We start from the raw sequence: 23,854 nt of genomic DNA on the forward strand, positions 1-23,854 counted from the left end.
AAACCTTCTCGTCAAAATCCTCCCAGCTACAAGACTTCAGAAAATCTTCTCCAACCCTCACTGCTTCCTCAAGTTTACCTACCCTCTCCAAAGAATGCATCAACCTATAAAAAACAAAAGCAGAATTCGTAAAAGATGCTAACCTTCTATACACTATCACCGAATTGTTATACTTCTTCTGTTTATAGTATATGTTACCTATTATTGAAAGTGTAATAACATTGTCTGCATCCTCTAAAGTAAGTGAAATGCAAAGATACTTAACAGCCTCGTCCAACTGATTTTTACGATAGTTGCACAACCCTATCATCCGGTAAGGTAGAGGATCATAGGGGTTAAGTTCCCTAGCTCTCTGAAAATTTTCCTCAGCCTTTTCATATTCCCCAAGCTTGTAAAACGACATCCCCTCAGAAATATAAACCGAGTATAAACTCTTGGACCAAGAAAAAACACAAAACAAAAGAAAAACCACCACCAAGTGAACTCTCAAAAGTATTACCATAACTATTACAACAGATTCTAAAAGTCCTCCTCTAGCTTATGCAATTTGCTACTTATAAACCTTTCCAACAATCTCCTCAAGACCGAGTTTACCACTCACCATATCACACAGTGCAACTGAAAAAGATAATTATAACAAGTTTTACGAAACAAAGTATATAAAATACTCTTGGTTTCCATCCATACCCTTTATCCTTGAAGGAACAACACCAATTACTTTAAACCCCTCCGATTCAACAAAAGTTTTTACTGCATCAATTGCTAGGTGGTGATACTTTTCATCAACTATCCCCCCCTTACCAACATATTTCGGCTCCAGCTCAAACTGAGGTTTTATAAGCACCAAAAACTCCACCTTTCCTGAAACCACTTTAGCTACTGGAAGTATTATCTTCCTTACAGAGATAAACGAAACATCCATTACGACGATATTTACCGACTCACTAAACTTTATTTTCCCCTCCTTAACTAATTTGTCTATATACCTAGCGTTTGTCTTTTCATAAAGCACTACTTTGGGATTGCTTCTTAAAGATACATCAAGCTGACCATACCCAACATCAATCGCATAAACAAGTTTTGCCCCTCGTTGTAGAAGACAGTCAGTAAATCCCCCTTTTGACGCCCCTACATCCAAACACACCTTACCACTTACATCAATACCAAAATCCTCCAAAGCTCCCTCTAGCTTAAACCCTCCCCTACTCACATACTTAGGCTTTTCCAAAATTTCTATAACATCACTTTCACTCACTTCTTGAGAAGGTTTGAGAACCTTCTGTCCATTTACCATTACCATTCCAGCCATTATCATCCTCTTCGCACTCTCTCTAGAACCAACCAACCCCTTACTCACCATCACTATGTCTAGCCTCTCCTTCCTCCTACCCACCTATTCCCCCAAACAATCCCACTATACTTTTATAAATCTTCCAATATTCGCAACAAGCAGAAATAACAAAATCAGAACAAAATAGTAAAAAGAAACAACAAAAGCAGTTAGAAATAGGTTATCAAAAGAAATATTCACAACCAGAGGCACTCTTGAAAACATCTCAGTAATGACAATAAACACTAGATTGAGAAAGTTAACAGTCCTAAACATAAACTCACCAACAAAGGGTAGAAAGCAACTAATAATATAAGAAAGAACCCCACCAACTATAATAACAGATGATAACGGCACCAATACCACTGAAGAAAAAATACCTATCATAGGCGAATTTCCAAACCAAAGAAGCACAACCGGTAGAGTAAACAACACAGCAGTCAGGGAAACAGAAAATAAAGACACTATCCCTTTAACAACCTTACTAGGCTCAATCCCCACCTTGTTGAAAAGAAGGATGATAAGATCGTCTACGTATCTTGAAAAAAGTATCATACTCACTATTGCAAAAAATGAGAGAATAAACCCAACATCTACTGACAGGAAAGGATCTAAAACCAACATAACAATACCTAAAACAAGAGTTAGATTCAAATAATTAGGAGACAAGTCAAAAGCTCTAACCAACAGAATAAGAGATGCAAGAACCGACGCTCTAACAACCGGTGGCTTTAAACCAACCATCAAGCTATACCCCACCAAAAACACAGAAACTACCAAAAACTGCAGAAATCTCGGAACTCTCAAGGTATTAAGAAGTAACACAAAAGCTATTACTATTATACCTACATGAAAGCCTGAAACGGAAAATATATGCGAAATTCCAGAAACTCTTATACTCTCCTTAAACTCCTTTGATATATCAGAAGATTCACCAATTATAAGAGATGCGGAAATAAACGAAGTGTGAGGTAGGTAGATTGAAAATTTTCTATAAATATCCTGTCTTATACGATTTACCAACTCCATAAAAGGAGAACCAGACTGAACTACTTCACCAACACTATCATCCTCGGTATACACTACATAGGGAACATTATTACCCAGTAAATACAAAAAGTAACCAAACATACTTCTATTGGTCAAATAGTGATAAATGTGTCTAGCTCTCCCTGAAACTATAACTTCTGAACCCAACGAAGTAAACTCTTCATCAAACTCCCTTAGATAAACCACTACGTTAAAGTTAGATGTCTCAACAAAAACCTTATTTAGAAAACTTATCTTCACCCTACCACTTAGAAAATCTTGAGACTGAACCTTTAGCAAATTATCAAGTCTCTGCTTCGCTTTAATAGAAGTATAGGAGAACGAGAGAAACAAGAGAACTAAAATTATGGATACCATAAGGAAACTATTCTTTCTTGATATAACAAAGACAATGAAAGGTATAACAACAATAGGAAGAATATAAAAGAAATTTTTTACAACAAAAAGCGAAAGTATATTTGGATAGTAGTAGGTAGAAAAAAATATTCCTAAACCTGAACCTACCAAAAGCGATAAAAACGTCAAAAGGAGATAAATCATAATATTTCTACTTTGTAGTCACTCATCAAGCCCGGAAACTCGGCGTTTATGAAATCTATTATAGAACATAGGACCGAATTAAGGTGGTTTCCGTTGTTAGAAACCACCGCTATACCTATGAGAGCATTATGACAATCATCATTATATTCTACTTCTGCAACAGATGCATTAAACTTACTTCTCGTTCTATCTTTCAAGCTATTTACTATCCTCCTCTTCTCTTTAAGTGTCCTTGAAGGCAAAGACAGATGAATCTGAAGCGTTCCTATAAGCATTATAACCTCTTATGTATTTGTTTGTCTATTCTTACTAGCTCAAGAACACTTTGTATACCCGCAGGACTTGCAAACAAAACACCCATTTTCATTCACAAGCGTTCTTTCTCCACAGGTAGGACATTTCGCCATCTTAGGGTTAGCCTCCGAATTTATTCTCTCCTGCAAATCCCCGTTGCCCTTGAAAGGTTCCGATATCTGCTTGCTTACCTGTATTTCTTGGTAAGATATTTTCTCTTCATAAGAACTTCTATGTATTATTGATAAAGCTTTAGCTACAGCATCTGGAATGGAATGAAGTGCCATACCTTGGTCCCAGAATGTCTCTTCCCCCTTTATCCCTTCAAGCTGTTTTATCACATCTTCAACGTTACCTCCACTCTGTAGATATATACTTATAAGCCTACCAATTGCCTCCGCATCAGCTTTTTCGTTTCCACCGCTTTTCCCAATATTTATAAAAACCTCCTTTATAGTCCCATCCGAGTCTTTGTTTACCGTAACATACAATGTTCCCTGTGGAAGCTTAAACTTAAGTGTCTCCCCCGAAAGTATCCTAGGTCTCTTAAACTCTTGTTTCTCTTTGGATTTCTTCTTTGACTGATCTTCAGTTATCAACACCCCTTCTCTACTTCCTTCTCTATACACAGTTATACCCTTACAACCCAGTTTCCATGCGTAGAAATATATGTCGCTTATTGTCTTTTCAGAAGTAGATTCAGGTAAGTTCACCGTAGAAGATATGCTATGGTCTATATGTTTCTGAATAGTTGCCTGCATCTTTACCCTAAAGTACGGTTCTATTTCATGAGCAGTGACAAAGAAATCTGGTAGTTGAGACTCATACTCTATCCCAAACTTCTCCATATACTTTTTAACAAGAGGATGATATACCTTGAAAAACTCTTGGCTTAGAGACTCACTTCTTCTTATGTATGAAAGGGCAAAAACAGGTTCAATTCCACTAGTTACACCTGCAAGCAAAGCACCACTGCCAACAGGAGGAACCGTGAGAAGAGCAACATTTCTAAGCCCATACTCCTTTATCTTCTCCTGAAGAGACCTATCAAGCTTCCTTATAAAAGGTGACCTTAGATGCTTTTTGGCATCAAAATTTGGAAAGGGTCCTTTTTCCTTAGCTAAATTCACACTCTCATCATAGGCTATATGCTTTATTTTATTGAAAAGATCATTGACAAAATCTATAGCTTCTTCACTGTCATACTTTATCCTCATCTTGATAAGCATATCACCAAGTCCTGTGAAACCTACCCCTATCCTCCTACTCCTCATTGATGCCTCAGACTGCTCCCTAAGAGGATGTCTATCCTTGTTATACTCAAGAACATTGTCAAGAAACCTAACAGTATATCTAACCGCTTTTTCAAGATCGTCCCAGTTTATCTCAGCATCGCTTTGAAACTCATTTAGAACAAATCTCTCAAGATTTATATTACCTAGGCAACAATCACCATAAGGCTCAAGCGAAATCTCACTGCAATTACCAGTAACTATACCGTTGAATATAAGAGAGTGGTTATAAAATTGTGTAGTATCAAAGACAGGCTCTATACCCAAATACTCTATGCTCCTCACTTTACTTGTGAAACTCTCCTCTTTCCTAACAGTTTCTTTACCCTCACCAAACCATCTCTTAAACTTTTCATTTCTATCCTCCTGTAAAAACCCAATCTCCTGCATAAACTTAACTGCACTACTACCAGTTATGAGCAGAAGGTATCCACTAATTCCAAGTTTTTCAAACCTCTTTCCTTCCAAACTCCAATCTTCCCAGCTCGTCAATGAAACACAACGTATCCTTGAAAATATACCAAAGTTGGCAAGTAGTATCTGGATATCCTTTAGTGTTTCCCTTTCTTTTAGAAGTAAGAAAACACTAATCCTTTCTGAATTTTTCTCTCTTATCCTTAGATCACCACTCACGCTGAATATGCCTTTTAGGAATCCTACTACACTGTCTCTACTTCCTTTCCACACTACCTCAGGGACTCTAAATCCATTTTCTTCTCCAAAGCAGTAAAGTTCTGAAAGTACCCTCTCTAGCTTCTTGTATACGCTAAGTTTAGACTTTTCCTTAACAGCAAGATTGCTTTCGCTACTACAAACTATCTCAGGTGTTTCTTCCACACTTGTGTAACTTGTCCTCACAACTTCACTTACTGCCCTCCTAAAATCTTCAATAGCCCAAACTTCGTCATCAAGTGCTTCCTCAATCTTTCCACTCCCATGATACTTCCTAACTCCACCGCATATAGCCCCTATAACTAAGCCAAGTTCATAATAGCCATTCCTTCCCCACTCTCCCTCTCCTGATTGCACCATTAAGCAATCACCAATTCTCAAGTCAGCTAATTGCTTTTTGACAACACTATATCCCCCTTTTGTAGACCTTTTCTCGGGTTCAACAACATAAAATTCGTGCCACTCTGTAGCTTTTATCTCGTATCCTGCTGAAGTCTCAACCTTATAGACTTTAGCACCATCCGAAGTTTTGAACATAGGAACACATTCTGCTAACGCACAACCTTTTTTCCTTCTCTGCTTGTCAGTCCGGGTATCAAAAACTGCCTTGAAAGGAATACCGATATCATAAAGCTCTTTTACCTTAACAAGTCCAAACTCCGTTGAAATCCTAGTATCCCCCGTAACACAAGGATTGGTAGTTAACACGTACATGTCATTGTATTCAGAGGTAGACATTTTTTTCATAGTTGAGTAGAATATCACACCAGGCTCAGCAGATGCCCAAGCATTATGAACAATTTTGTCCCAGAGCGCCTTCGCCTTAATAGTTTTATAAACCTTCCTCTTGCGAAACTCATCTTTGTTAGTAACATAAAAGTACGTTTTTTCTGGAAAGTGATAGAAACTTCTTTTGGATAGATCTATTTCCACAAAGTCATCCCGTTTTCTTAGAATGTTTAACACTTCATTTGCATCAGCAGTTCCAAATTCTTTTCGCAAATCTTCCTTTCTTAGTATGTCTGGGTACCATAGCTCCCAGTCCTCATCCCTCTGAACCGCTTCCATAAATTCATCAGTTAGCAAAACTGAAATATTTGCAAACCTTACCTTCATCCTCAAAGGATCGTTTTTAGCTACAACAAAATCCTCAACATCAGGGTGAGAACAATGAATAGTGATCATCAAAGCTCCACGCCTACCACTATTGGATACATAAAACCCCTGAGCCATAAATTTATGAACATTCTCAACTTCTATATCGTAAACATTCCTCTCACCAACTTCCTCTATACTCTCAACCTCATCAACAAATAATAAGTTACACTTCTTATAAAAACTCTCTTCTAAAATCACTCCAGACTTAGATAAATTAGCCTGTACATCCGTTGAATAGTCTAAACTTCCAAAAATAAAATCCTTTCCCAAACTCACCTTACTCTTTTCAACCTCTCCAAAACAGTAACAAAAGTCTTCTCTAGAACATTCCCGAATAACTTCTTCCTCATCTACTGTAATTTGATACAGATTTCCAAGCTCTGCTCTCTTCCTTACTAAACCTATCTTTGCAACCACTCCTACTGACAGAAACAATAGTTGAAGCTGACTGGCAACAGTATAGGAAGTAGTCAAGAATTTGAATATGCTCCTCAGTTTAAAAACACTGCTTGCTTCTCTAAGTCTCGTAGCACTACAAAAGCTTGATAAAAACGAAAATATAACACTAGTCGGAGACTTCAATAAAGACTCCAAAGAGGAGATTTCCCCAGAAACAGGATCTAGAAGATTATTTACACATAAAAACTCATACAATGGCTTAGAAACTATTTCTACCCTATAAGTAGCATCTTTACCTACCTTAAGTTTTGGTGTAAGTCCAAACAGTTTTTCTGTTATGGAGAGAAAGTTATCCAGAACTTCAGAATTCCCTGCTCTAACATAGAAATAAAGCTTATAACTTTTCTTGTTGAACTTCACCCTACTCCCTACCAAACACCCTAACCAATAGGAAAACTCCTCTTCAATAAACTCAGGCTGAGTGATGTGACAGTCTAGGGTAGGTATCTTTTTTAGGTTTATGTATTCCTTATGCAACGAATAATTTGACCTAAGCATTACCACCTTGTCTCCCTGTTTGTAATCCCTAAGTGGCTTTAGACTGAAATTGTCGTCTAGAAACTTATGATCAGAAGAAGCTAAGATTGAAAACCCCTTTTTCGTTTTCAGTCTGAAGACCTTCATAATTCTTTTTGGAAAGACATAGGAGACATTCTGCCACCCTTTATGTGTCCAAACTTTATCTCCAACCTTTATATTCTTTATCTTTTTCCACCCTTCCTTAGTCAAGACAAGAGTATTTTCTTCAAGGCACTGTCCTATTGTCCCTGTTGTCAGTGAGTAGAGATCCATAAATGACACTGATCCAGTTGATGTGTAGGCTGCGTTTTCAACGGGAGATCCTTTGGGACGTAGAACGGAGATATCAATACCCACTCCTCCACCATAGCTATAGGTGCGAGCCATTTCTTTCATAGTCTCATAAATATCTTCTATACTGTCTCCTTTTATCGGAAGCACATAACAATTTAGAAGCGTTGCCTTTCTTTGGCTTTGTCCTGCACCAAACATTATCCTACCACCAGGAATCATCTTAAAATCTTCAAGTAGCCAGTAAAACTTCTCTTCCCATTCTCTCCTTTTTTCCTCAGTAGCCTCAACAGAAGAGATAGCCCTAGCAACCCTTCTCCACATCTCTGGCGGCGTTTTCTCAACAACACTTCCATTATAATCCCTTAGAGCATATTTCTCTATAAATACTCTTGCCCTAAGTTCATCCCCAAAAAACCAATCCAAAGTTTCCTTTGAGATTTCAATACCCTTCATAACCCCTCCCACAATTTATCCACATAATCTGCCTACTAACTTTCGTAAATTTTTTACAAAACTTTCGTGAGAAATCAACATCATCTCACATCCGCAATAAAGCCTAAAATTCACAATTAGGTGTGGTTTCTTTTTATTTCTCTCGCAGTTTTTATTGGAACCAGACGAATACTCTTCCTAATGGATACCCGAGAAGCAAAGTCTGAAATTCTACTAAACAAACAAGTAAAACTGAGAACATCTTGTTTACTCTAAAATTCTAGAAGTCTTCTTCCCGTAAAACCAAGAGCTAGATCTGACTACTTAGAAGAGGATTCAATAAATCTCAAAACTTAGTTACGACCTATTCTACTTCTTCCTCTATCACCCTAACTATAACACCGTCTTTGAGATATTCAGCTCCTAATGAAACAACTATATCCCCTTCACTAACACCCTGCAACACTGCGGTAAACTTACCGTCAGAAATACCACTTATAACCCTTCTCTTAGTAACATAGTAAAAGTTATCCTCCCTAACATTCTCAAGATTGGTCTTTGTCAAGATATATACAACCTCCTCTCCATCAACTTCCCTTATGGATGTGTTTGGCACATAAGTTACATTGGAAACTTTTTCAACTAGCATTCTAACATTGCAATACATACCCGAGATCAGCTTTCTATAAGGATTAGCAACTTTTACCTTAACTTTGAGAGTTCTTGTCCCCCTATCAATCACTATGTCTGTTGAATAAACATATCCTATAAACTTCTCCTGAGGATAGGGAGTTACCTCAATAATTGCCTTATCCCCCTTTCTTACTCTCCCTACAAAAGTTTCCGGTAGAAGTAAAACCACTTCCATAGTTGAATCGTTGACCACGGTAGCAACAGGAGTAGTTTGAGATACAAATTGCCCCTCCGAAACACTTATATTTCCAACTCTACCCGAAATAGGTGCCCTAACTGGTGAAAGATTATAGGAAAAACCTACCTGAGACCTATCTATATACATTAAATGTTGATTCTTCACTACATAACTTCCCTCTTCAACAAGAATCTTATGAATTTTTCCGGGAACATCAGGAAAAGCATAAGCTTCCTCAATTCCTCTCATCTCTCCGGCTAGAGAAATATACCTCTCTATATCTCCAACTTTAACTTTTGTTGCAACTACAGTCAAATCCAGAACCCCCCTCTTCCTTCCAAGAAAATCTTTTCTACCACCCTCTGAAAAAACAGTCAAACCCAATCGCAACCCTACCACAATCACAAGTACCACCGTAATAACCACCACAACTATCTTTGTCCTACCCTTCATAAAACCTCCTAAATCTCATACACCAGAAAACTAGTCCAATATCAAATTCCCGCACCAGTTAAATCTACCCATAGATAAAATCCCCTAACTTTTCAAAAACCATATCATCTTACCTCACCTAACAATTTCCTCAAACCAAGAGCACTACTAGTATAACTAATCCAAGCACTAAGAAGATTCACTTCTGCCTGCTGATAGGCAATCTGAGCATCTATCAAATCAAGAGTTGACGCACTACCAAACCTGTACCTAGTAGTTATTATCTCAAGAAATCTCCTAGCTTGCTCTACATTAGCCTTCTGTGCTCGTATATTTTCAAGCCCTTCACTACACTTAAGCCTCACCTGTTCCAATTGCCCCAATATTGAATTCAAAGCATTTGCATAGTTATACTCCGCTCTCTGTACAGAATAATCTGCACTCTCCATATTGGCATAGCTTTTTGATATCGGCACTAGTTCCGAGATAGGTATGTTCACCTGAAACCCCGCAACCCAACTATCAGTCCAAACTCTCTCATTATCCATAGAATTCGTCTTCTTAAATTCGTAGCTATAGTTGAAAAACAGAGAAAACGTTGGTTTATTAGCAGAAAGAGAAACATCCTTTGACACCTTAGCTATATCAACAAGCTTTCTAAGAATCTTCAAATCAAGGTTATTCTCAATAACCCTTCTCCTCCCTTCATCAAAACTAATTACCTCATCAAGAAACTCCCTCTTCACCTCATCTACATTTCCATCTATCTCAACTTCATCAACTTTTGACACATCAATACCCAAAAGTAGTAGAAGATTTATCTTCTGCAACCTCACATTATTCTGCGACGAAAAAAGAGCTGGCTTATTATTCGCAAGCTGAACCTTCGCTCTTATAAGCTCTAGATCAGAAAATATCCCAGCTTTGAAATTAGCCTCAGCTATCCTAACATTCTCCTCAAGTCTTCTATCCGTCTCAATAGCTATCTTAGAAAGTTCTTTCGCAAAAAGGTAATTATAATAGGCTAACTTAACATTGTGGATATACTCACTTATCAACTTCTGATACTGTAACTCTACCAACTCCCTATTCCTAACCTGAAGCCAATAAGAGTTAAAACCTAGATCCAATCCAAAAGGTGCAAGATAGGGAACCCTGTATGCTATACCAATACCCAGAGAATAGTTGTCCCAAAACACATTGGTCACAACTTTCTCTTCCATCTGAAAAGCAAGATTTGTAAAAACTCCAAAAACATTCGTAACCACATTGGTAACTATTTTTACTGAAGAAACCTTAGTTATACCCCTCTCCAAGGTTGCAGGATCAAAAGTTGAGAACTTAAAACTAAGGTTTAAACTCGGAAGAACTAGATCAGCAAAAGATGACTTTATACTAGCATTAGCAGACATTATCTCCAATAGCTTAGTTTTAATCTCTCTATTGTTCTCAAGACCTATCCTTATAGCTTCATCAACACTCTTTATTCTAATATCTGCGTAAGCAAACACAGCAATATAAAATAAAAACAAAACCCAAAAAACCTTCCTCATCCACTACCCCTTCACTGCAGAAACAGCAAATTTGTATACATCCTCAACAAAACCCCTAACCTTTTCATCAGAATCAGTCTCACCAAAAACAAGCATAATAACTAAACTCATCATAGAACTGAAGATAAGATTCGTAAGCAACAAAGAAAGGTTACTTATACTAATATCCTTCCTTATAACACCTTCCCTAACACCTCCCTCAAGCAAACTTGATATCCTAGAATGTATACTCTCAAAATCGCACTTTCTCTTCATAAACTCTTCATTCTTTCTAACCCTGTAAAAACTACTGAACATAACCTTGTAGAAATCTACATGTTTTTTAACAAACTCGGCATTTTTAAATATAATGTTCCTCAAATTCTCCTCAAAACTCTTCCCCTCCTCAAAGTCATAGTTCTGAATAGCCTTAGTTAAGACAAAATCAATAGATTTCTCAAGAAGCTCCTCCTTACTCGCAAAATAAAGATAAATAGTTCCCTTGGAAACATCACTATTCTTAGCTATTTCATCAACTTTAGTCTCATGAAACCCCTTCTCAGCAAAAAGCTTTATTGCAGAATACATTATCCTCTCCTTAACACTTTCCGGCATAAACCCTCCTACTGACTGGTCAGTTCACTTGATATATAAATTTAACGGAAAAAAAATCGCTCGTCAAGTGGAGCAAACGTTGAATGAGTGTCTAAGAAGTTTCGGTAGTTTTCATGTGTTCAAGAAATTTTTGCAACTCTCGTAGAACCTCGTCTTCAGAAATTCTACAGTTTACAAAAACCCATATATCAAGTCCTTTTAGAGAATTTTTGTTTCTCCTTAACATTTCTACTATAACCCTTTTTAGTCTGTTTCTCCTAGTTGATTTTCTACTAAATCTCTTGCTTATAGAAACGGCAACTCTTAAAATTCCCCTTTCGTTTTCTAAGCTTCTTATGAATCCAAATGGTAAAAAGCTTAGACTTCCATCTTTCAGCAACTTCCTAAAATCTCTAAGATATCTTATCTTGTGTAGCTTCTGAGGGAAAGAGAAATCATTTTCTTCTTGACCTAAGTTCTTCATAAAGTTTTTCAATAGGTATGTCAAGATAAGCTAAAACCAGAAGAGAGTGGAAAAGCAAGTCCGCCAGTTCGTATACTGTTTCCTTTTTACTTTGGTTCTTAGAAGCAATTATGAATTCTCCAGCTTCTTCGGAAACTTTTTTCAAAATTTTATCAAGTCCCTCTTTCATTCTTTTAGCAACATATGACCCTTCAGGCATTTTTGCTTTTCTCTCTAAAATAACATTGTAAACCTCAGTTATTATTTCAGAAGTGGAAACTGACATTTCTTCTCTGTCAAAACACGAATAGCTTCCCGTATGGCAAGTAGGACCTGCTGGACGAACTTTAACAAGCAAGGTATCTTTATCGCAATCTAAGGAAATTGAAACCACATCATGGTAGTTTCCAGAAGTTTCCCCTTTATTCCACAACCTTTGTCTAGATCTACTCCAAAACCAAGTTCTACCAGTCTCCATAGTCTTAGCCAAAGCTTCTTTGTTCATATAACCAAGCATTAATACTATCCGTGTGTTAACATCTTGAATTATTGCAGGAACCAAGCCTCTATCATCAAACTTAACATCCTCAATAGAGAAATCTACCTTCACCATATCAACATATTAAATTAGATATTTTCTCAATATCAATGTCCGGGACCTCAAGCTTGGACTCAGCAAACTCCTCAACCTTCCTCTTACCTTTGCTCGTTATGGAAAATATCATCTTTCTTTTATCTTTGTCATCAATCCTTCTCACTATATAACCACCCTTCTCAAGAGAGTTGATCACCTTTGATAATCTTGAGCCCGATACTCCTATTTCCTTTGAAAGCTCTCCAGCAGAAAGATCTAGAGCATTTAGAAGACATAATATCATTATCTCATTTGCAGTTACACCAAATCTCTTCTTTATATCTCTCTCAAGCTTATAAACCGCTGAAAACATTCTTCTTAATTTACATATACTCTCCATACATCTATAAAAAATTATTGGTAACCACTCTCTATAAAATCAACATTAAGTTTTCTCTCCACTTTTCTTGCAGTCCCTATTGGGACTGGGTAAATGGTCTCTAATCTCTTCCACCAAGCACCTAAAAGTGCTCGGTATGAAGCAAAATTTTATAACTGACGAACACTATAAGGTTATACATATGGCAACTCTCTACCGAATTCAATAAAAATTCTAAGAGAAACAATTTCTTTCTCGGGTTTCCTAAAATGAAGATAAAGTTTTGTGGATTTACCAGAGTAGAGGATGTCAGGTTTGCCATGGAACTCGGTATTGATTTCCAGGGTTTTGTATTTTTCAAAGGCAGTAGAAGATTCATCACCATAGAAAGTTTTGATAACATTTTCAAAGAGGTTGCTGGTGGGAATTTCGTTGGTGTTTTTGTAAATGAGAAAGAGGAAATCGTGCTGGAGGTAGTAAAAAAATACCGCATATTTGCTCAGCTACACGGCGACGAAACGAACGAATACGTATCCAGGCTTTTAAAAGAAGGGGTTCCTGTCATTAAAGCTTTCAGGATAAAGAGTAAGGATGATGTTCTAAGAGTAAAGGAAAGTGTTTCAGAGTATATTCTCATTGATACCTTTGTAGAAGGTATGTATGGCGGGACAGGTAGAAGCCTAGACTTCGGGATAGTTGATGAGATTCTATCTAAAGTGGAAAATAAAAAAATATTTCTATCAGGTGGAATAAACATAGCAAATATTGAGAGTATAATAAGAAACTTCGGAAAGTATCTATATGCTATAGATCTCTCAAGTGGTATAGAGAAAGAACCAGGAATTAAAAGTCACAATCTCATGAAAGAAGTTTATGATAAATTTAAGATTTTAACATCCCTAAGATAGATCCAAGACACTCTGACATTGATTAGAATTAAGGTAAATCAAGAACATAGTATCCATAACAGTTTATTACTTTTGTTCCTTTATAATCAGAGACTTTACTTTCTCTAATGTCGTATATATGCGTATGCCCATGGATCAGATACTTAGGTTTAAATCTCTCCATAATGTCTATAAAAGCTTTGAAACCAGTATGAACTATATCAGTGTTGTCATGGATTCCGTAAGGTGGAGCATGAGTTACAATAACATCCACTCCTAAGTTGAAAATTGTCTTCCTTAAAAAAAGTTTCCAATACACTTTTCTAACTTTCATCTTCATTTCTTCCTGGGTATACTGGTGTGGTCCATCGCTATACCTGTTACATCCCTCAAATCCTACAAAGGTAACACCTCTAAAGGTAACAAGCTTTCCGTCTATATTAACCCCTGCAAAACATTTTGTGTAGTCATGCTGTGAAGTAAAATCAAACTTAGATCTGTGGAGCCCACACAGAGAAACCTCTGGGAAATAGTTGTCATGGTTACCTTGAACAAAAAACAACGGAACATTAAATTTTGACATCAAAAACTCTAGATAATCTCGTGGTAAATCACCACAGGATACAATTAGATCAGGGTTTATGTTTCTAGATTCATCAGAGTTATAAAGGTATCTGTCTACAATATCACTGACACACAGAATTCTCATCAAACAGCCTTACTCCTCTACTTCCTTTATCTTGTCCTTAATATAGTTATCAAACTCATCCTTAGACATTTTATCTTTGAATAACTCCCAAATAGCTTGTTTAAGTTCCTCAATAGAGTCAAATTTCGCACCCTTCTGGGCACCTTCTTCCATGTAGTAATATTTTTTACCCATACACCCCAACCTCCCAAATTTGTATTCGGGTAAAATGTTAAATGAGTAACCTGTATATTTCTACTATTTTATTAATGTCCTTAACTTTCACCCTATCAACAAACTCAGTTTTACCAAAAACATCCTTAAAATCCCCTGAAACGAAAATACCTTCTCCTCTAGGATACTTACCAACCACAAGGCTTTCTACTATAGATTCACCAAAAAAGTAGGGTGTATTTCCATTTATACCCTCAACACTCCCAACAAATACTCTTCCACCAGCAACTCCAACTTTAAATGTCCTTATGCTCTCAAGAAGATTATCCCTATATAATGTATAGATGGAAAATAAAAACGATCTCAGGTTCTCAACCCAATCCTTACCATCTAATCCCCAAACAATGATCATCTCAGTTCCATCAAACCTCGCAATATAACCTCTTGTTTCAATGACTTTTGATTCTATTCTAGAGAAAACTAACTGGATATCGTCCATAATCTTCTCTGAAAATTCAAAAAACATACCCTGGATGTCAAATAGTCTTACCCATACACACCCACAAAACTGTTTTCCTAGTTCTACTCTTACCTTACTATCCCCAACATAAACTTCAGGAAATCCAGAGGTTTCCTTTTGCCTCTGAATGAAAGTATCCAAGTATACCGAAAACAAGCCAAGTTCATCATTTGAAAATACAGGAACATATTTCTCAAAAACTTCTGGCGCTTTGAGGACATTGATAACATGTCTGACTCTTAACGCAAGGCTCCACATAAAAAGCACTAGAGACAGCAAAAACGATAAAACAACAACATAGATTACGAAAAGCTGTGATTGCTTAGCATATAATGTAGAATAAACGATTAGTGGGATACCAATCGCAACATTAAGAAATACGACAAGCATAAAGGATAGAAATATACTGATAAATCTACTTCTTCTAAATACATTAAACCCTAAACCTCTGATGTCGTAAATAACAGCTTTGACTGAGTAGTAGGATATGAAAATCACTGGTAGGCAGAATGAGACTAGAGTAAGAAACTTTGCTAGATCCTTTGATACTCTGTATTCATAGGCAGAAACAGAAAATACAAAAAGTATGGAGACTATAACGAAGAAAAATGGAACAAAGTTCAAGAACCTAGAAATACTTTCAATGTCCTTTGTATCAAGCCTTGAGATATCATATCTCCTTATCCTACTGATATAGATACTGACAATTATCAACAGTAGCAAAAAAATTCCAACTGTGGCGAGAATAATTATATTAATGGTTGAGGAAAACTTAAGTCCTGCTAATACCCTAAGCAGGTAGAGATAAGAGACGAAAGAAGTAACTGTCAAAAGTATGGACAGTAAAAGTTTAGCAAATATCATACTTTCTCCTTGAGTTTATTCTCTAGGAAAGAAGACACCTCATTAAGCTTCATTCCCCTGGAAGCTTTGACCAGAACTACATCTCCTTCCCTAAGCAGGTAGTTCAATATCTCTGCAATCTCGTTAACACTTGAAACTGAGATAACTCTATCTTTAGAAGCCCCACTGTTTATTAGGAAATCTGCAACATGTGAGAAGTTTTCACCATAGCATATTACAAAGTCAATATCCTTACCCAAGATATACTCTCCTATCTCCATATGGAGTTTTTGAGAGAGTTCACCAAGCTCCAGCATATCACCAAGCACTGCAATTTTCCTTTTAGCATTTTTCACATTGCTAAGCAAATCAATAGCTCTTTTCATAGAGTCAGGGTTAGCATTGTAAGAGTCGTCAATGATTGTAAACCAGCCTTTAGTTATTGAATTCCTCATTTCAGGTAGAGACAGGTTTTTAACAATAGACACCAGATCCTCAACGTTAATATCAAAGAACTTGCATACCTCAAAGGCACAGACTAGGTTTTCAATATTATGTATTCCCGGAATTCGCGTTTCAAATCTGATTCCATCGTATTCAAAGACAATCCCATCTATTCCATTATCCTCAATGATCCTGGCATTGTTAAAGTCAAAATACCTAACATCAAGTTGGAACTTCTTAGCACTGTTCTCAAGAACATCAAGATAACGGGAATTTTTATTCAAAAACACTGTATTTCCTGGCCTCATTCCCTCAAAAATTTCAGCCTTAGCAAGGGCAATATTCCTTGTGCTCTTCAGAAATTCTATGTGAGCATACCCTATGTTTGTTATTATGCCAACTTCAGGTGTGACAATCCTAGAAAGTTTTCTAATTTCTCCCTTCCTGTTCATTCCCATCTCTACCACGCCAATGTCTGTATCATAGTTTATCCTGAAAAGTGATAAAGGAACCCCAATGTTGTTGTTATAGCTTTTAGGAGAATACTCAACGTTATATCTGTAGGACAGAAGCTGAGAAATTAGGTATTTGGTAGTTGTTTTACCTGAACTTCCAGTTATACCTATGATCTTCTTGTCAGATATGAAGTCACTCCTATAACTAGCACCTATATCCATCAAAGCTTTGTAAGTATCCTTAACCACTACAACATTAACATCTCTAATTTTATCTTTAGTAGCACTAAAAAAGCTATCTTCAACAACAAATGTGCTAACACCTTTAGAAATACAGTCAAACACAAAAGTATGTCCATCAAAATTTTTACCCCTTAAAGCTACAAAACACTCTCCACCCTTTATAGTTCTTGAATCAGTTGATATCCCACTTATCACCTTTTGCTTTCCACTGACAACCAACTTACCCCTTGAAGCCTTAGCTAACCAGCTTACTGAAACTTCTATCATATCTCAACCTAATTTTAAACCAAACAAAAACAAAAAATGAAGTTTTCTAAATTCTTACCTTCTTAGCTATTATTTTCCATTTGTCTTCAAACTTCTTAAGCAAGTATAGAACTTTCCTAACAGCATTATAAGATTTTACTCCATCCCTACTTTGATAGTAACCTCTAACAACCCAATCAACAGTTACAACTGCAAACTCACCCTCATAATAGGTATCCACAACTTTAAACGACTCTAAATACTCAATGCTTCTATCTATCATTAGCTTATCGTAAGAATTATTGTACGCTTCTATGATCATTTCAACTCTTTTTTTCTCAGCCAACTCGGTAAGAGACAGAAGGACCTGAAACTCCTTTTTCCTTAGTTTCTCAATAGCATTGGATACTACACTCTCAGGACTAGAAAAGTTTACCTCCCCAAAAGACTTCACCCCAATAAGCATCATATACATGGTTAGTAATAAGATTAAAACCCTCATAGGTTCTTTCTCCTCACATAAAAGGATCGGAACATAAAGTTAATTCTGAATTTACTACTTCACCTTAGTCACAACTGCCATTGGAGGGATGAGATCTCTTATGTTTCTGCCAAAATCACTCTGAGAAAGGTAATCCTTAGCTACTCTCTCAGATATGGAAAACGTTGACGAGTTTATAGGGTTCTCATAGCTAAAAATATATGACTGGGAAGTTTTTTCCAAATTTCCGTTTCTAAGTTCTCCTGTCAGTACAACCGTGCCAAAGACCCATTTACTCCTCTCACCTGACACATCATCAGTTCTAGCAGGGGTTAACCTATACAACCCATCAAGCCTTGAAACTATAAAAATGTTTCTAAGCACTTCAACTTGCTCCTTCAAAAACACCCCTTCTCCGGAAATTAAAACTATCGTTTTTGCATTAGGAATATTGTTGATCTCATCAACGTATATGCTCTTTCTTGAAGCTACTACAACAGGTTCGTTGGGACTTCCTTTTACCACCACCGGCAAATGTGAAAAAATTACTCCATTTTTGGGCAAATTCTGAATCCTGTCAAAATCTAGAACTACTGCTCTCTCAACTTTGTCCGAGAACACATAGATTCCATCCGGAGGTAAAGCCTTGCTAACGAATATCCTTGGAATTCTAGTCATTACTATTACTTCTTTACCATCTTCGGGTGGATCTGTGAAGATAAGGTGAAAGTCTTCAACAAAGAACCCTCTAGCTTCTCTATCTCCAATAAAAACTTTCTGAGGACTAATATTTCCTATTCTAAATCTTCTTCTTATACCATCGCCCTTACCAATACTCACATAGTATTTTCCCCTCAGTTCCTCGGAAACTATCTCTACTGCATCTCCTCTGAGGAGAACTTTGTTATTAAGAAGATTCTCGTTAGTATTATCAAAGTATATACCTGTGATTTTCCTATACTTCCCAACAATCCTTGTATGGGAAGAGTTAAGCTTTACACTAAAAGGTTTGTAAAATGCTTCAGGAGGCAACAGAACCTCAACAGGTGTTGTAACAAAGAAAAGGTAACCATTACTTATCCCAACAAACTTTCTAGTAATTTCTCCTCTGGATCCTAGAGTATCAGAGTTATCTAAGGTTAGTCTTGAGGATAGCTTTTCGGAAAAATAGATATTTCCAACATTACTGATGTCTACTTTAATTTTTGGATTAGCGTAAGAAAAAGAACCTAGGAACTTCTTCTCAGAACTTAAAGGGTTTAGAACTTCAACTATCTCGTTTTGGTGTCTACTAATGATCCATTCCTTTTCAACCATACTTTCCACCTTCTTAAGTAGTTCATCAACAGAAATCTTCATTTCTGCAGTATTTACTAGGTTAGTTCTATACCTAATATTTAAATCTAAAGATGGAGTCTCAGGAGAAATCCTCGCTGAAGCTATATAAGAAGCCACTTTCATATTCGTGATGTTTGAAAATACAGGTAAATATGAGAAGGCAAAGAAGGTATCTACAGCTTCACCTTCAATTCCACCTAGAAAGGAATATCCCCAAAAAACACATTTGGTGTTAGTTTGGATAATGAGCTTTGAAAGATTGATGTAACAAAAATCCGTAGGGAAGAGGACATAAAAGGTTAAATTTCTCTTGACCGAAGATTTTGCAGATTCTAGCTTCAACACTACCTCATAAATATTATTTGTTATGAAAACCTCCCTCCAAACCTTATAGACGAAATTGTCTGTATTCGTTCTCAGTTGCACATTTGTCACAATAATTCCACTTTTGGCCAAAGCAATCGTTTCAAACACCTCTTTCTCTGAAATCATTTTCAGTTTCTCACTCTCATATAGTCTTGAAGAGTCAAGATAGTAAAAACCAATAAAACTAAGAAGTGAAACTGACACTACAGACAAAACTAATACCATCATCAGTGCCACTATAAGCGCAGATGCTCTTTCCACCTTTTTCATTTTCCCAAGATCTCAAACATCTTCCTAAGTGCCCTCGCTTTTTCAGTATGGGAATCAACCATCTTCTGAACCTCAGAAACCTTTCCTACCATAAAAGAAAATAATTCTTCAAGTTTCTTGCTTGTAGTCTGCAATCGTGAGACACTAAGAGACACTGTGTCCAAACTCCTCCTCATGTTTTGCAAGGACAATTTTCTCTCAATCGCAAGCTCCTTGCTGGAACTTTTAAATTCACTTAAACTACTGTATACCACCCCAGGAATTTTGCCTATGTCCTCCATTTTAGCCGATTGATCAGTTAACAAAAGAGTTTCCGAATCGTAGGATATGAAAATCTTCTTTGTATCTTCGTAAAGCCTTTTTGCTAAATTTTCAAAACTGACTGCACTATTTTTAATTAGCTTTGATAAGCTTGAGATTTTACCCAACACTCTACTAAGTTGCAACGATATTGATCCTAACTCCCCAGGATAACCAATTTTAGCCATCTCAAGCTGAAAGTTAATGAACACCATTTCAGCTTCCTTTGAATATCTCTCAATCTTACTAATATTGGAAATAATCACTTCTCTAGAAACCAAGCTCATATACGAGGTGTTTTCTTCTATCCCTAGGAGTAACTTAGAGAGTGAAGAAACGTGAGTGTATACCAAAGAAAGTAAATTTTGTGCCTGCGAAATCAACTCTACAAGTTCTTTAGAATTGGAAAGATTTAGTGAGAATGCAGATTTAAAATATCCTACCTGTGAGTATAGAAAACCGAATTTTTGGATTAATTCAGATACAAAAGAGTTTAGGTTAGAGGTTTCCTTCCTGATTTCTTGATATTGCGGTAATCGTAATTTTTTGACATCAAACTTTGGTATAAAAGAACTTATAGATAAAGAAACAGCCCTAGAAGAGGAAAGCAGTTTATCCGGAATATCCTTAGAACTCTCAACAATTCTCCTTAATATAGACTCTATGTGTGAATAATAAAGCTGAAGTTCATATACTTTCCTAGATACTTCCTCCACATCATACAACCCATAGGAGGAGAATTTTTCCCTCTGTTCTTCCCAATGATCAAGAATATAGGTGATATTATGTAGAACCTTAGTCATGGTAATGTATGAAGCTATTAGGAGAAGAGAAACAACTATTATACAAGAAAGAATTATCATAACCATGCCCCATGTCCCAGCTCCAAGCAAGTTTCCAGAAACTATGAGGAAAGAACACATAGAAAGTGTAACAGCTATAAACGGGGGATATACTGTTTTCATAGATAAATGCTTAATCTTAGAAATCTCACTCTTCTTAGACAAATGAATAAAATCTTTCATCTTTACATTGTAGCTTCCTAAGATATTTTGAAGAACGAAAAAATACACTATACTTGCTGTCCAAGAACCAAATATTGGTGAGATCGTTGTAGCAAGAAAAGTTTCCATAGCAACATTGCCATACTGCCTCATATATCCCCATATATTCACTATTATTCCCACCATCACTATTCTGAAAAACAAGTTTATTGAGGCATATAACGGTATCCTTGAATCTGAAAGCACAAAAGTCTTTATGTTTTCGTAAGTCGGTTCAAAAATAATTTTTACCAATCTCCGAATTAGATATAGATTAGTTGGAAAAGCCAAAAATAGCACAACAAAGACTGTAGTCACAACTATCGGGAAAAGATAGATACCAACAACTATATCACCAGGTATACTTCCATACCCTATCGCTATAACTGTCGCTATAGGAACTCCAAATCCAAAACCTATTACCTCTGCGGAGAAGAAGTTCAATAGAGTCTTTATAGAAACTTTTCTTACATATCTTTTACTGTCGGTGTCTAGTAACTGTATTGCAGACTCTTCCATAAAAAGCAACTTTAGGCTATTTCAACATTTGCGGATTGACCTTATTTTTGTCAAACCCTTTCTCTATCGCTTCCTGGGCAAGCTTCTTAGCCTTCTCCTTTTGATTGTTCTTAAAAAGTATAACTGAAGCTTTGTATAAATACTCAGGATTAGCACTTACATCATAGGCCATAAGATAAGCATTGACAGAATATCTGTAATTTGATCTCTCATATTTTTTCGCAATTTCAACATTATACTTCTCAAAGGAAGATTTCGTAAACTTGAGAGAAATTCCATACTTCTGTTCAAGTATTTCTCTAGCTTGTGATCCACTATCTCCAAAAGGATATAGATTATATGTATGTTTATAGCTAACTATAGCTTTCTTGGTTTTACCAGAGGCTTCAAAAGCTTTCCCTGCCTCCAACCAGTCTTCTGCCAAGTCTTTTCTTTGATCAGGAGTAAGATTTAGGTAAAACCCAAAAGAGGAATAGCCTAGGAAAAGAGATAAAACCACTACCGAAATCAAAACTTTCTTTCTCATAAACTTCCTCCTTTACCTTTATGGTAAATAATCAACTCTCCGCTTTCAACATTTGAAAAATCCAATCCAATAAAGTCTAAAATTCACAACTAGGTAAAGTATTTATACCAGTCCCGATAGGGACTGCGAGAGAAGAAGAAACAAGAATTACACTTAGGCATAACGTAAATATTACTTGAAATCAAAGGCTTTAGTGTAAAAAACTTATCCTGTTCCGAGAGTTAGCGTATGAAAGATGTTCAATCCGAGAGAGACGTCAGGGGTAAAGATATTGATAAAGTTGGAATAAAGGGACTAAAATACCCAATAGTTCTGCTTGATAAATATAACAAAGTTCAGCACACCATAGCAGATATAGATATGTATGTTTTCTTACCAAAAGACTACAGAGGCACCCACATGAGTAGGTTCATAGAGGTGATAAATAAGCACCGTAAAGAGATATCCATTGAAAAGTTGGAAACAGTTTTAAGGAACTTAAAAGAGAAACTAAAATCAGAAAAAGCTGAAATTTCTTTAAGGTTTCCTTACTTTATAGAGAAGCTTTCCCCCATCTCTAAGAACTATGGCTTAAATTACTATAACATCTCTTTTGATGCTACCTGTAGCGATAGATATGACTTCACTCTAACTGTTTCTGCAATGGGTATGTCTCTTTGTCCCTGTTCAAAGGAGATAAGTTCCCATAATGCTCACAACCAAAGGGTAAATGTATCGGTCTCTCTAAAAATGTCAGGTATAGTATGGATAGAGGAAGTTGTTGAAGTGATAGAGAGGAATGTATCTTCACCGGTTTTTGTGCTTTTAAAGAGAGAGGACGAGAAATTTGTTACGGAGAAAGCTTACGAGAACCCTAAGTTTGTTGAGGACATTGTTAGAGATATAGCCTTAGAACTAGACCAAAATAGCAAGGTCATATGGTATGGGATTGAAGCAGAAAGCTTGGAAAGTATTCACCCTTTCAACGCTTATGCTTACATAGAGAAGAAATTGTAGTTTGGAGGCGAGGGGAATTGAACCCCTGTCCGAGGGTTATCACACCTAGAAATTTATACATGCTTAGCCTATTCTTAAGTTCGGGTATATCTAGGAATAGGCACCTTCAATATACCCTACACCCCTGATAGCTTCAGATATCTTTAGGGGTATCAAGATATCCTAGCTCCTCTGACCGACCTTAACATGCTTAGAGGAGCATCAGCATGTCAAGGCTCGCAGGTACTAAGCTGCGAGAGCAAGTTCTTCTTCGGCACTTTTTCTTAACCCCTTAACGCGGGAAAACGGCATGATTTCTAGGAGCTACCTAACCCCCGTCGAACCCAAAATCGCCCCCGCTTGCAGATAAATTATAGTAAAAAATTCGGCAATTTTCAACAGACTGAAGTTTGGTTAAGAGTTTGGTATTCTTTTGTGAAAAAGTATTCTGAATACCTCGTGTTCATAACTCATCCTAGCAACTCTCCAATCGTCCTTCCCTAACCCCATCACACTAGCCCTACCCAGAAGGTAGAAAAACACAAAAGGCCCAGAATACTTAACCTTCATCTCACCCCTCAACCGCTCCCTCACAATCTCACCCGCTATCAAACCAATATTCAACGCAACAACCATAAGAAACAGCAACTT

The 23,854-nt window shown here is 36.7% G+C and carries 22 protein-coding genes and 1 other RNA gene; 2 read left to right on the forward strand and 21 right to left on the reverse strand.

The window, feature by feature from the left end; genetic code table 11:
- The 11 genes from ABDH28_03025 to ABDH28_03075 form a co-directional block, all read right to left on the reverse strand.
- Positions 1 to 403 (reverse strand): tetratricopeptide repeat protein (locus tag ABDH28_03025; protein MEN2997992.1); only part of this gene is annotated, 403 nt, incomplete at its 3' end.
- Between the two features lie 240 nt (positions 404 to 643).
- Positions 644 to 1,393, reverse strand: coding sequence for a TlyA family RNA methyltransferase (locus ABDH28_03030; protein MEN2997993.1), 750 nt, complete (start codon positions 1,391 to 1,393; stop codon positions 644 to 646).
- Between the two features lie 21 nt (positions 1,394 to 1,414).
- On the reverse strand, positions 1,415 to 2,920 hold the full coding sequence (locus tag ABDH28_03035) for a ComEC/Rec2 family competence protein (GenBank protein MEN2997994.1): 1,506 nt from the start codon (positions 2,918 to 2,920) through the stop codon (positions 1,415 to 1,417).
- Positions 2,917 to 3,195: a DUF503 domain-containing protein gene (locus tag ABDH28_03040; GenBank protein MEN2997995.1), complete on the reverse strand. Its 279-nt coding sequence runs from the start codon at positions 3,193 to 3,195 to the stop codon at positions 2,917 to 2,919. Before ABDH28_03040 ends, ABDH28_03035 begins: the two co-directional genes overlap by 4 nt.
- A gap of 39 nt (positions 3,196 to 3,234) precedes the next feature.
- Complete coding sequence (locus ABDH28_03045; GenBank protein ID MEN2997996.1) at positions 3,235 to 8,061, reverse strand: ribonucleotide reductase N-terminal alpha domain-containing protein; 4,827 nt, start codon at positions 8,059 to 8,061, stop codon at positions 3,235 to 3,237.
- Between the two features lie 343 nt (positions 8,062 to 8,404).
- Positions 8,405 to 9,364 carry an efflux RND transporter periplasmic adaptor subunit gene (locus tag ABDH28_03050; protein ID MEN2997997.1) on the reverse strand — a complete coding sequence of 320 codons (960 nt, stop codon included), beginning with the start codon at positions 9,362 to 9,364 and terminating at the stop codon, positions 8,405 to 8,407.
- A 104-nt stretch (positions 9,365 to 9,468) separates the two neighbouring features.
- Entirely contained in the window at positions 9,469 to 10,896 is a 1,428-nt protein-coding gene (locus ABDH28_03055; protein ID MEN2997998.1) for a TolC family protein, read from the reverse strand.
- Between the two features lie 3 nt (positions 10,897 to 10,899).
- On the reverse strand, positions 10,900 to 11,490 hold the full coding sequence (locus ABDH28_03060; protein ID MEN2997999.1) for a TetR/AcrR family transcriptional regulator: 591 nt from the start codon (positions 11,488 to 11,490) through the stop codon (positions 10,900 to 10,902).
- Between the two features lie 91 nt (positions 11,491 to 11,581).
- The gene (gene rnpA / locus ABDH28_03065; GenBank protein ID MEN2998000.1) at positions 11,582 to 11,953 is read right to left on the reverse strand and encodes a ribonuclease P protein component; all 372 of its coding nucleotides are present in this window, start codon (positions 11,951 to 11,953) and stop codon (positions 11,582 to 11,584) included.
- Positions 11,925 to 12,545, reverse strand: a complete 621-nt coding sequence (hisIE, locus tag ABDH28_03070; GenBank protein MEN2998001.1) for a bifunctional phosphoribosyl-AMP cyclohydrolase/phosphoribosyl-ATP diphosphatase HisIE — start codon at positions 12,543 to 12,545, stop codon at positions 11,925 to 11,927. The genes rnpA and hisIE overlap by 29 nt, the downstream gene beginning before the upstream one ends.
- 1 nt (position 12,546) lies before the next feature.
- Positions 12,547 to 12,906, reverse strand: coding sequence for a MarR family transcriptional regulator (locus tag ABDH28_03075; GenBank protein ID MEN2998002.1), 360 nt, complete (start codon positions 12,904 to 12,906; stop codon positions 12,547 to 12,549).
- A gap of 248 nt (positions 12,907 to 13,154) precedes the next feature.
- Between ABDH28_03075 and ABDH28_03080 the strand changes: the two genes are divergently transcribed.
- On the forward strand, positions 13,155 to 13,793 hold the full coding sequence (locus ABDH28_03080; protein MEN2998003.1) for a phosphoribosylanthranilate isomerase: 639 nt from the start codon (positions 13,155 to 13,157) through the stop codon (positions 13,791 to 13,793).
- A gap of 28 nt (positions 13,794 to 13,821) precedes the next feature.
- On the opposite strand, the gene ABDH28_03085 is transcribed toward ABDH28_03080, so the two are convergent.
- From ABDH28_03085 to ABDH28_03120, 8 genes are read right to left on the reverse strand one after another with little or no spacing between them, the layout of a single operon-like run.
- The gene (locus ABDH28_03085) at positions 13,822 to 14,481 is read right to left on the reverse strand and encodes a metallophosphoesterase (protein MEN2998004.1); all 660 of its coding nucleotides are present in this window, start codon (positions 14,479 to 14,481) and stop codon (positions 13,822 to 13,824) included.
- 9 nt (positions 14,482 to 14,490) lie between these two features.
- Positions 14,491 to 14,655 carry a hypothetical protein gene (locus ABDH28_03090; GenBank protein MEN2998005.1) on the reverse strand — a complete coding sequence of 55 codons (165 nt, stop codon included), beginning with the start codon at positions 14,653 to 14,655 and terminating at the stop codon, positions 14,491 to 14,493.
- A 37-nt stretch (positions 14,656 to 14,692) separates the two neighbouring features.
- Positions 14,693 to 16,018, reverse strand: coding sequence for a hypothetical protein (locus ABDH28_03095; protein ID MEN2998006.1), 1,326 nt, complete (start codon positions 16,016 to 16,018; stop codon positions 14,693 to 14,695).
- Entirely contained in the window at positions 16,015 to 17,406 is a 1,392-nt protein-coding gene (gene murF / locus ABDH28_03100; GenBank protein ID MEN2998007.1) for a UDP-N-acetylmuramoyl-tripeptide--D-alanyl-D-alanine ligase, read from the reverse strand. Before murF ends, ABDH28_03095 begins: the two co-directional genes overlap by 4 nt.
- A 46-nt stretch (positions 17,407 to 17,452) precedes the next feature.
- Positions 17,453 to 17,887, reverse strand: coding sequence for a hypothetical protein (locus ABDH28_03105; protein MEN2998008.1), 435 nt, complete (start codon positions 17,885 to 17,887; stop codon positions 17,453 to 17,455).
- A 54-nt stretch (positions 17,888 to 17,941) separates the two neighbouring features.
- Positions 17,942 to 19,840: a hypothetical protein gene (locus ABDH28_03110; GenBank protein ID MEN2998009.1), complete on the reverse strand. Its 1,899-nt coding sequence runs from the start codon at positions 19,838 to 19,840 to the stop codon at positions 17,942 to 17,944.
- Entirely contained in the window at positions 19,837 to 21,702 is a 1,866-nt protein-coding gene (locus ABDH28_03115) for a hypothetical protein (protein ID MEN2998010.1), read from the reverse strand. Before ABDH28_03115 ends, ABDH28_03110 begins: the two co-directional genes overlap by 4 nt.
- 16 nt (positions 21,703 to 21,718) lie before the next feature.
- Positions 21,719 to 22,228: a hypothetical protein gene (locus tag ABDH28_03120; GenBank protein MEN2998011.1), complete on the reverse strand. Its 510-nt coding sequence runs from the start codon at positions 22,226 to 22,228 to the stop codon at positions 21,719 to 21,721.
- A 228-nt stretch (positions 22,229 to 22,456) separates the two neighbouring features.
- Between ABDH28_03120 and folE2 the strand changes: the two genes are divergently transcribed.
- On the forward strand, positions 22,457 to 23,224 hold the full coding sequence (gene folE2 / locus ABDH28_03125; protein ID MEN2998012.1) for a GTP cyclohydrolase FolE2: 768 nt from the start codon (positions 22,457 to 22,459) through the stop codon (positions 23,222 to 23,224).
- A 1-nt stretch (position 23,225) separates the two neighbouring features.
- Here folE2 and ssrA read toward each other — a convergent pair.
- Together ssrA and ABDH28_03135 are read right to left on the reverse strand one after the other, a co-directional pair.
- Positions 23,226 to 23,561, reverse strand: a transfer-messenger RNA (tmRNA) gene (ssrA, locus tag ABDH28_03130).
- 56 nt (positions 23,562 to 23,617) lie between these two features.
- Positions 23,618 to 23,854 (reverse strand): hypothetical protein (locus tag ABDH28_03135; protein MEN2998013.1); only part of this gene is annotated, 237 nt, incomplete at its 5' end.

Source organism: Brevinematia bacterium (assembly GCA_039630355.1).
Taxonomy (GTDB): Bacteria; Spirochaetota; Brevinematia; order DTOW01; family DTOW01; genus SKYB106.

What these genes read in the sequence shown, in the direction of transcription:
- ABDH28_03035 (MEN2997994.1), bottom strand. Translation starts at nt 2,920, where the DNA reads ATGATTTATCTCCTTTTGACGTTTTTATCGCTTTTGGTAGGTTCAGGT.
- ABDH28_03040 (MEN2997995.1), bottom strand. Translation starts at nt 3,195, where the DNA reads ATGCTTATAGGAACGCTTCAGATTCATCTGTCTTTGCCTTCAAGGACA.
- ABDH28_03045 (MEN2997996.1), bottom strand. Translation starts at nt 8,061, where the DNA reads ATGAAGGGTATTGAAATCTCAAAGGAAACTTTGGATTGGTTTTTTGGG.
- ABDH28_03050 (MEN2997997.1), bottom strand. Translation starts at nt 9,364, where the DNA reads ATGAAGGGTAGGACAAAGATAGTTGTGGTGGTTATTACGGTGGTACTT.
- ABDH28_03055 (MEN2997998.1), bottom strand. Translation starts at nt 10,896, where the DNA reads ATGAGGAAGGTTTTTTGGGTTTTGTTTTTATTTTATATTGCTGTGTTT.
- ABDH28_03060 (MEN2997999.1), bottom strand. Translation starts at nt 11,490, where the DNA reads ATGCCGGAAAGTGTTAAGGAGAGGATAATGTATTCTGCAATAAAGCTT.
- rnpA (MEN2998000.1), bottom strand. Translation starts at nt 11,953, where the DNA reads ATGAAGAACTTAGGTCAAGAAGAAAATGATTTCTCTTTCCCTCAGAAG.
- hisIE (MEN2998001.1), bottom strand. Translation starts at nt 12,545, where the DNA reads ATGGTGAAGGTAGATTTCTCTATTGAGGATGTTAAGTTTGATGATAGA.
- ABDH28_03075 (MEN2998002.1), bottom strand. Translation starts at nt 12,906, where the DNA reads ATGGAGAGTATATGTAAATTAAGAAGAATGTTTTCAGCGGTTTATAAG.
- ABDH28_03080 (MEN2998003.1), top strand. Translation starts at nt 13,155, where the DNA reads ATGAAGATAAAGTTTTGTGGATTTACCAGAGTAGAGGATGTCAGGTTT.
- ABDH28_03085 (MEN2998004.1), bottom strand. Translation starts at nt 14,481, where the DNA reads ATGAGAATTCTGTGTGTCAGTGATATTGTAGACAGATACCTTTATAAC.
- ABDH28_03090 (MEN2998005.1), bottom strand. Translation starts at nt 14,655, where the DNA reads ATGGGTAAAAAATATTACTACATGGAAGAAGGTGCCCAGAAGGGTGCG.
- ABDH28_03095 (MEN2998006.1), bottom strand. Translation starts at nt 16,018, where the DNA reads ATGATATTTGCTAAACTTTTACTGTCCATACTTTTGACAGTTACTTCT.
- murF (MEN2998007.1), bottom strand. Translation starts at nt 17,406, where the DNA reads ATGATAGAAGTTTCAGTAAGCTGGTTAGCTAAGGCTTCAAGGGGTAAG.
- ABDH28_03105 (MEN2998008.1), bottom strand. Translation starts at nt 17,887, where the DNA reads ATGAGGGTTTTAATCTTATTACTAACCATGTATATGATGCTTATTGGG.
- ABDH28_03110 (MEN2998009.1), bottom strand. Translation starts at nt 19,840, where the DNA reads ATGAAAAAGGTGGAAAGAGCATCTGCGCTTATAGTGGCACTGATGATG.
- ABDH28_03115 (MEN2998010.1), bottom strand. Translation starts at nt 21,702, where the DNA reads ATGGAAGAGTCTGCAATACAGTTACTAGACACCGACAGTAAAAGATAT.
- ABDH28_03120 (MEN2998011.1), bottom strand. Translation starts at nt 22,228, where the DNA reads ATGAGAAAGAAAGTTTTGATTTCGGTAGTGGTTTTATCTCTTTTCCTA.
- folE2 (MEN2998012.1), top strand. Translation starts at nt 22,457, where the DNA reads ATGAAAGATGTTCAATCCGAGAGAGACGTCAGGGGTAAAGATATTGAT.